Annotated in this window: 7 protein-coding genes; 2 read left to right on the top strand and 5 right to left on the bottom strand. The window is 68.1% G+C overall.

What is annotated here, in order from left to right; translation table 11 throughout:
- Window positions 1-55: 55 nt before the first annotated feature.
- The gene (locus tag ACYP5B_RS37790; protein WP_459572990.1) at window positions 56-238 is read right to left on the bottom strand and encodes a hypothetical protein; all 183 of its coding nucleotides are present in this window, start codon (window positions 236-238) and stop codon (window positions 56-58) included.
- 413 nt (window positions 239-651) lie between these two features.
- Between ACYP5B_RS37790 and ACYP5B_RS37785 the strand changes: the two genes are divergently transcribed.
- A complete protein-coding gene (locus ACYP5B_RS37785; protein ID WP_400094700.1) occupies window positions 652-1,359 on the top strand; it encodes a phosphoribosyltransferase in 708 nt (235 codons plus the stop codon).
- Between the two features lie 28 nt (window positions 1,360-1,387).
- Here ACYP5B_RS37785 and ACYP5B_RS37780 read toward each other — a convergent pair whose 3' ends face one another.
- From ACYP5B_RS37780 to ACYP5B_RS37765, 4 genes are read right to left on the bottom strand one after another with little or no spacing between them, the layout of a single operon-like run.
- A complete protein-coding gene (locus ACYP5B_RS37780) occupies window positions 1,388-1,900 on the bottom strand; it encodes a LeuD/DmdB family oxidoreductase small subunit (RefSeq protein WP_400094702.1) in 513 nt (170 codons plus the stop codon).
- Window positions 1,897-3,204, bottom strand: a complete 1,308-nt coding sequence (locus tag ACYP5B_RS37775; protein WP_318231474.1) for a 3-isopropylmalate dehydratase large subunit — start codon at window positions 3,202-3,204, stop codon at window positions 1,897-1,899. The genes ACYP5B_RS37780 and ACYP5B_RS37775 overlap by 4 nt, the downstream gene beginning before the upstream one ends.
- Complete coding sequence (locus tag ACYP5B_RS37770) at window positions 3,201-4,229, bottom strand: tripartite tricarboxylate transporter substrate binding protein (RefSeq protein WP_459572989.1); 1,029 nt, start codon at window positions 4,227-4,229, stop codon at window positions 3,201-3,203. The genes ACYP5B_RS37775 and ACYP5B_RS37770 overlap by 4 nt, the downstream gene beginning before the upstream one ends.
- A gap of 50 nt (window positions 4,230-4,279) precedes the next feature.
- Window positions 4,280-5,059, bottom strand: a complete 780-nt coding sequence (locus tag ACYP5B_RS37765; RefSeq protein ID WP_400094706.1) for a GntR family transcriptional regulator — start codon at window positions 5,057-5,059, stop codon at window positions 4,280-4,282.
- A gap of 661 nt (window positions 5,060-5,720) precedes the next feature.
- Here ACYP5B_RS37765 and ACYP5B_RS37760 point away from each other — a divergent pair.
- Window positions 5,721-7,022: a hypothetical protein gene (locus ACYP5B_RS37760; protein ID WP_459572988.1), complete on the top strand. Its 1,302-nt coding sequence runs from the start codon at window positions 5,721-5,723 to the stop codon at window positions 7,020-7,022.
- Window positions 7,023-7,035 lie beyond the last annotated feature (13 nt).

Raw genomic sequence — 7,035 nt, 5'->3', positions numbered from 1 at the left:
GTGCCCCGGGGTCATGCGACCCCGGGGCACCGGCGGCGTTGCTGCATTCAGCGGCTCAGCTGAAGCACTCGTTGTAGTAGCGCGTGGCGGTGCCCACCGGACGGAACGTGTACGGCAGCTCGGCAAGTGCCGCTGCGTCCAGCGAGCCGAAGGGGATATCGAGGCCGAGGCCGCCGGAGTCGGTGACGGCCTGGTCCTTGCGCTGGGTGTCGTGCGTGGATTTGTGATGCGTGCTCATATGCGTTCTCGCTGAGTCTGACTGTCGCGCCATGCGGTAATGCCTCGTGGCTGGCGCTGGTGAAATGGCGATCCGTGTGGCTGCCATCGGTACGGGCCATCTTAGCCAAACGCGCCGGAAAGAAAATCCAGCCCTGGCAAAATACACTATTGCGCAATTGCATCCAATCGCGCGCCGGCCGAGGCGCTGGCAGCACGTGGCGCGCTGACCGGGTATGAGCGGTGCCTTACCCGCCCCATTCCGCATTCCTTTCCGGATTCCCTTTGCGCACCTCGATTCGTCAGCCTTATCGGTCTATATTTGGCTAGGGCACGTGCATGCCGCGCTGCCTCGTTGCCGTGAGCGCGCGCAAGCACCGCTGCGGCACTGGCCTGCCGCGACCCGGCCCGACCGACCCACTGCAGGAGCCAGCCATGTCCCGCTTCCCGCCATTGCCGCCGTGCTTTGCCGATCGCCGCGAAGCCGGGATCTTTCTTGGCCGGCACCTGGCGGAACTCGGCTTTGGCGCCGCCGCGGCTGGCGAGACGCCACTGGTGCTGGCGCTGCCGCGCGGCGGTGTGCCGGTTGCCTTTGAGGTGGCGCGGATCCTGGAAGGGCGCCTGGATATCTTGCTGGTCCGCAAGATCGGCGCCCCCGGCTATCCGGAACTGGCGCTGGGCGCGGTGGTGGAAGGCGACGCCGCCGGCAGTGCGCCGCTGACGGTGGCAAACGATGATCCCTGGACACGCCGCGCGCGTGACAGCGGGGCGTTCGATGCCGAGCGCGGCCGCCAGCTCGACGAGATCGGGCGCCGGCAGCAGCGCTATCGCGGCGGTGCGCCCGTGCCGGCCATGGCTGGGCGCACCGTGATCGTGGTGGACGATGGCGTGGCGACCGGCGCAACCATGCGCGCCGCGCTGGAAGGCGTGCGCCGGGCGCAGGCAAAGCGGGTGGTGGCGGCCGTGCCGGTTGCCTCCGTCGATGGCGAGGCCAGCCTGCGCGCGTCGGCCGACGAGGTGATCTGCCTGAACGTGCCAGCCAGCTTTGGCGCCGTGGGCGCGTTCTACCTGGATTTCAGGCAGACCACCGATGAGGAAGTGATGGCTTTGCTGCGCCAGTGCGACAACGGGCGCCCGGCTTGAGGCTGCGCTGCTGGCTGCGCGGGCGTCTTTAGCGCTGCGCCGCCAGCCTGGCCTTCAAGTGCGGCACCAGCCCGCCGGCCTGCAGCAGGGCACGCAGGAATTCGGGAATCGGCTCGCAAGCCACGCGGCTGCCATCGGGCAGCACCAGGCAGGCCTGCTCGAGCTCGAGCCGCGCCGTGCCGCCATCCACCAGGCGCGTGGCATCGGGGCAGATCAGCACCGGCAGGCCCAGATTGATCGCATTGCGGTAGAAGAGACCGGCGAAAGACGGCGCGATCACGGCGGCCAGGCCGAGATGGCGCAGCGCCTGCGGCGCCTGCTCGCGCGAGGAACCCACGCCAAAATTGCGCCCGGCCACCAGCAGGTCGCCGGGGCGCACCGTGGCCGGAAACTCGGGACGCAGCCCGGCCAGGCAGTGACGGGCAATCTCTTCGACACCCCCCTTCATATGGGCGCCGGGCGCCATCTGGTCGGTATCGACGTTGTCGCCAAAGCGCCAGATACGGCCGCCCGGAAGGGGATGGATGGGGGCTGGGCTCATGGCAGCAACCCGCGCGGGTCAGTGATGCAGCCGGTGACGGCGGATGCCGCAACCGTCAACGGTGAAGCCAGCCAGACCGCGCTGCCGCTCTCGCCCATGCGGCCGGCAAAGTTGCGCGCGGTCGAGGCGATGGCGCGGCTGTCGGCAGGGAAGCGGGACGGGCCATAGCCCGCGCACGCGTTGCACGCATTGGGCAGCAATTGCGCCCCGGCATCCAGCAGGATGGCCAGCGTGCCCTCGCTCTCTGCCTGGCGCTGGTCGCGCAGCGAGGCGGGCGCTACCTGCAGCGTGACGCCGGGCGCCACGCGCCGGCCGCGCAGCACGCTGGCGGCCATGCGCAGGTCTTCCAGCTTGGCGCCGGTGCAGGCACCCAGGTAGGCGATGTCCACGCGCTGGCCGGCGGCCTGGTCGACAGGGCCGGTGTTGGCCGGCGAATGCGGCGCGGCCACCTGCGGCGCCAGCGCGGCCGCGTCGAAGCGGTGGCTGGCCAGCATGGGCGCGCCGGGCTCGGTGCGCCAGTGGGAGAGCGCGATGGCGTCGAGCGTGGCGGCGGGCACGCCGGCCTGCGCCAGCCAGGCCAGCGTGGTGGCGTCGGGCGCGATCAAGCCGGTCTGCGCGCCAAGCTCGGCGCTCATGTTGGTCAGTGTCATGCGCTCCTGCATGGGCAGCGCCGTCACGGCCTCGCCGGTGTACTCGATGGCTTCGTAGCGGCCGCCGTCCAGCCCCAGCCGGCCGCACAGGAACAGCATGATGTCCTTGGCGCAAACGCCGGCGGCCAGCTTGCCGTCCCATTGCAGGCGGATGGTATGCGGCACGCGCAACCAGATCTCGCCAGTGGCCAGCACGCCCGCCATCTCGGTCGCGCCGATGCCGAACATGTAAGCGCCAAACGCGCCGCCGGTGGGGCTGTGGCTGTCGCCGCCCACGATGAAACGTCCCGGCAGCACGTGGCCGTGCTCGGGCAAGACCACATGGCAGATGCCTTCGCCGTCGATGAAGTGAGGCAGGCGCGCCTCGCGGACCCAGTCGCGGGTGAAGCGCACGATGGCCTCGGCCTCGGGATCGGCCGCGGGCAGGTAGTGATCGGTGACCACCACGTAGCGCTCCGGATCCCACACTTTGGCGCCCAGCTCCCGCAGCAGCGGCGCCACCCGGCGCGGGCCGCTGGAATCGTGTGACATGGCCAGATCCACCCGGCACGTCACGATTGTGCCCGGCGTGACCGTATTGAGGCCGGCAGCCCGGGCAACCAGCTTTTGCGCCAATGTGGCCGGCGTGTGGGCGGGCCCGGCAAGCGGCCTCATTCGGGCGTGGCTCCCGAATACTTGACCACCTTGGCCCAGCGCTTGATGTCATTGCGCACGAAGGCAGCAAAGGCATCTGGAGAATTGCCGACCGGCTGCGCGCCATCCAGCTCCAGGCGCTTGTGTACCCCGGGCGCCTCAAGGCCCTTGCGGGCAGCCTGGTAAAGCGCCTGCAAGACGTCCGGCGGCAGGCCAGCGGGGCCGAACAGGCCGAACCAGGCGCTGGACTCGAACCCCTTGACGGTGGCGCCGATCGGCGCGACGCCGGGGAACTGCGGCAGCGGCGTCGGGCTGGTGACGCCAAGCACCTTGAGCTTGCCGGTCCTCACGTGCGGGAGCACGTTGAAGGTACTGGCGAACATCAGGTCGACCTGGCCCGAGAGCAGGTCGGTAATGGCCGGCGCGGTGCCCTTGTAAGGGATGTTGACGATGTAGGTGCCCGTCATCATCTTGAACATGTCGCCGGCCAGGTGCACCGACGAGCCCACCGAGCCGATCGCAAAATTCAGCTTGCCGGGCTTGCTTTTGGCCAGCTGGATCAATTCCGGGATGTTATTCGCGGGCAGGCTCGGTGTGGCAACCAGCACGCTCGGCACGGTGGCCACCAGCGTGATCGGCGTGAAATCCTGGACCGGGTCGAAGGGCAGCTTCTTGTACAGCGTGGCGTTGATGGTGTGGCTGGTGAAGCTCATCAGCAACGTGGTGCCGTCATGCGCGCTCTTGGCGACCATGTCGGCGGCGATATTGCCGCCGGCACCCGGGCGGTTTTCCACCATGACGGGCTGGTCCAGCTCCCGGGACATTTCCTGGGCGATGGTGCGCGCCAGCGTGTCCGTGGTGCCACCGGCGGGCGCCCCCACCAGGATGCGGATGGGTTTGCGGGCGGCCACCTGGGCGCGCGCCGACGGCGCCTGCGTGAGCAAGCCAAGGCTGGCAGCGGCGCCGAGCAGCCCGCGCATTGCCTTGCGGCGCGAGGGGCGTGTGAGCGCTTGGGAGAGAGGTCGGCCCATGCGGGGAGCAGGCATCGCGGATTCCTTCCAGGAAGATCGTGAGCGTGCAGTATCGCTTGCTTTTCTTACTCGCGCAGCCCCGTTCGCGCTTCGCTTTCCACCCAGACATTGGCGCTGTCGCCGCCGGCGGGGGAGAGCTCCATGCGGTACTCGTAGCGGTCCGGGCGGTATTGGCCGAGCAGGAATTGCACCGGGCGGCCAGCTTTGTCCAGCACCACGCGGCGCACCGCCAGCAGCGCGCCACCCACCGGCACGTCCAGCAACGGCGCCACCACCACATCGGCCAGCCGGGCCGACAGCGTCTGGCTGGCGCGTCCAAGCTGCACGCCCGAGCGCTCGAGCAGGCGCAGCATCGGCGTGAGCTCGAGATCCTTGCGATTCAGGCTGCGGCCCAGGTCGGCCGGCAGGTAGGCGGTGATGTGCGACAGCGGGCGGCTGCCGTAGTGGCGCACGCGGACCACCTTGACCACCGGGTCGCCCGGCTGCAGGCCAAGCGCTTCGGCGACTTCCGGGGTGGCATGCACATCGTCGATCGAGATCACCTTGACCGAGGTCTTCTGACCCATGTCGATGATGTTGTCGAGCAGGCTGCCGGGCCGGTCGCCGAGCGTGACCGGCTTGATCGGGTGCGGGTTGACGAAGGTGCCAAGGCCGCGATGACGGCGTACCAGACCCTCCTGCACCAGGCGATCGAACACGCGCCGCATGGTCACGCGCGAGGCGTGAAACTGCTTGGCGAGATCGATTTCACCGGGCAAGGGGCCTTGGCCAAAACGGCCTTCCACGATCTGTTGGCGTAGTACCACGTAAATCTGGTGATACAGGGGAACGACGGCTTCACTCATGGTTTCCCTTGTGATTAGGCGACAGGTTTGAATTAGCCTTAATGTACTTTAAATCAGACATAGAGCCTAGTCATGTTGCCATTTATGCGCTATCAGGTACCCCGGCGTGGCTCGGGCGTTGCGTGCGCGCAGCGCATAGGCAACATGCGGCGCAATTGCCGCGCGCGAAGGCCGCTGCGCCCAGGGGCTGCGCATGCCGTGCCGGACTGCAACGCCCGAGTCTCATCCGAAGGGTTGAGACCCGTGGCGAGCGACGACCAGTGCACCGGCGGTGGGGCGTGTTTCACTCGCGATACAGCGCCTGCGGCCAAGGGTTTTCCTTAGGAACCCCGCTAAAGGCCTGATAGCAGGGGATTTCCGGCGGTCCCGGGGAATGCCTGGCCACGCAGGGCGTCCGGCCGTGTCTCAGCCGTGTGACATGTTGTGTGCGGTTCACAGCGGCGGCGCCCGCGCACGGCGTCCGGAGGCTAGGCAAAGGCTGATGTGATGGCTATGTAGCCCTTGTATTTCAAGGGATTACAGGATTGGGCTCTTTGCCTGGCACTGATTATGCGCAAGGAGAGGCTGGTTTGGCGGAATGCCGGACCCGGGCCTCCAGCCGTCGTTCCCCCGAGCGCGAGCGAGAGGTCAAGCCGCTGTGACATCCTCCTGGGAGCTTCTCATGAACAAAACTTTAATGGCAACCGCTGCGGTCCTGGCCTTCGGGTTCAGCGGTTACGCAATGGCAAATCCGTGCGGAGATAGTGACAAATCTTGCAACCAGGAGAGCAAATCAGGTTCGAATAGCCTGACTGCCACTGCCAACTCGACGCAAAGTGGCAATAGCGGCCCGACTGCGAATGAAGTCTCCAGCTATTCGAAGGTTTTCCAGAATTCGTTCAATAGCAGCAAGGCCATTGCCTTGACCAAGCTGGAAGGCTACGTCAGCAACGTGAAGATCCACAACATCGGCAACTACGTCAGCAATGAGGGCGATGCCAACGGTGGCAAGGGTGGCAAGGGCGGCAATGGCTACGGCGGCACCGGCAAGGGCGGCACTGGTGGCGACGGCGGCAAGGGCGGCAACGGTGGCAATGGCGGCAACTCCACAAACGGCAGCGCAACCAATGGCAGCGCCACTAACCACGGCGCTCAAGCTGGCGACGGCGGCGACGGCGGAAAGGCGGTCGGCTGGGCTGGCGACGGCGGCAATGCCAAGGCCAGGGGCGGCAGCGCCCTCAGCGCCAGCGTCGGCGTTGGCGGCAAGGGCGGCTCTGCGTGGAGCGACGGTGGCAATGCATTGTCGGCGGCCAAGGGCGGCTCGGGCGGCAAGGGCGGCAGTGCCGAAGGTGAAGGCGGCGGTGCGCTCGGCGCCAGCGTCGGCGTCGGCGGTAGCAGCCATGCCAAGGGCAACGCCGGCAACGGTGGCGCCGGCAGTGCAGGTTCCGTCACCGCGTCAGGCGGCGCCGGAAGCGCTGGCGGCGGTACTGGTGGCGCCGGCGGAGCAGGCACCTCGGCCGCAACCGGCGGGGGCGCTGGCTCCACCGGCGGTGCGGGCGGTGCCGGCAGCGGCGGCACGGCGACCTCGACTGCTGGTGCGGCTACTGGCACGGGCGGCGCGGGCGGTAGTCAAGCCAGTATCGGCGGCGCTGGAGGCGCGGGCGGCAGTGCCAGCAATGGCAGTGCTACCAGCTCTGCGAGCAATGGCAGCAGCACGGCAGGTAGCGGTGCGGTTGGCGCGGCTGGCGGCGCCGGCGGCACTGGCCAGGGCGGTACCGGCGGCACCGGCAATGGTGCGGTTGGCGGCGCTGGCGGTGCTGGCGGCTCGATCGCACTCAATGCGGGCACCTTCAATATGTCCAACACCATGACCAGTGTCGGGCAGTCCGCAGCCGGCATCATGATGGCCAACCAGAACAGCGGCATGGCTTCCCTGGTGCAACAGGGCGTCACGGTTCAGGCCAACCTGGCCGTCGGCAGGTAAGTCTCTCGCTCGT

Source organism: Cupriavidus sp. 8B (assembly GCF_054589115.1).
This window is presented reverse-complemented; position numbering and strand designations above follow the sequence as displayed.

Bases quoted from the DNA above. Each gene is read 5' to 3' on its own strand.
- ACYP5B_RS37790 (WP_459572990.1), bottom strand. From the start codon at position 238: ATGAGCACGCATCACAAATCCACGCACGACACCCAGCGCAAGGACCAG.
- ACYP5B_RS37785 (WP_400094700.1), top strand. From the start codon at position 652: ATGTCCCGCTTCCCGCCATTGCCGCCGTGCTTTGCCGATCGCCGCGAA.
- ACYP5B_RS37780 (WP_400094702.1), bottom strand. From the start codon at position 1,900: ATGAGCCCAGCCCCCATCCATCCCCTTCCGGGCGGCCGTATCTGGCGC.
- ACYP5B_RS37775 (WP_318231474.1), bottom strand. From the start codon at position 3,204: ATGAGGCCGCTTGCCGGGCCCGCCCACACGCCGGCCACATTGGCGCAA.
- ACYP5B_RS37770 (WP_459572989.1), bottom strand. From the start codon at position 4,229: ATGCCTGCTCCCCGCATGGGCCGACCTCTCTCCCAAGCGCTCACACGC.
- ACYP5B_RS37765 (WP_400094706.1), bottom strand. From the start codon at position 5,059: ATGAGTGAAGCCGTCGTTCCCCTGTATCACCAGATTTACGTGGTACTA.
- ACYP5B_RS37760 (WP_459572988.1), top strand. From the start codon at position 5,721: ATGAACAAAACTTTAATGGCAACCGCTGCGGTCCTGGCCTTCGGGTTC.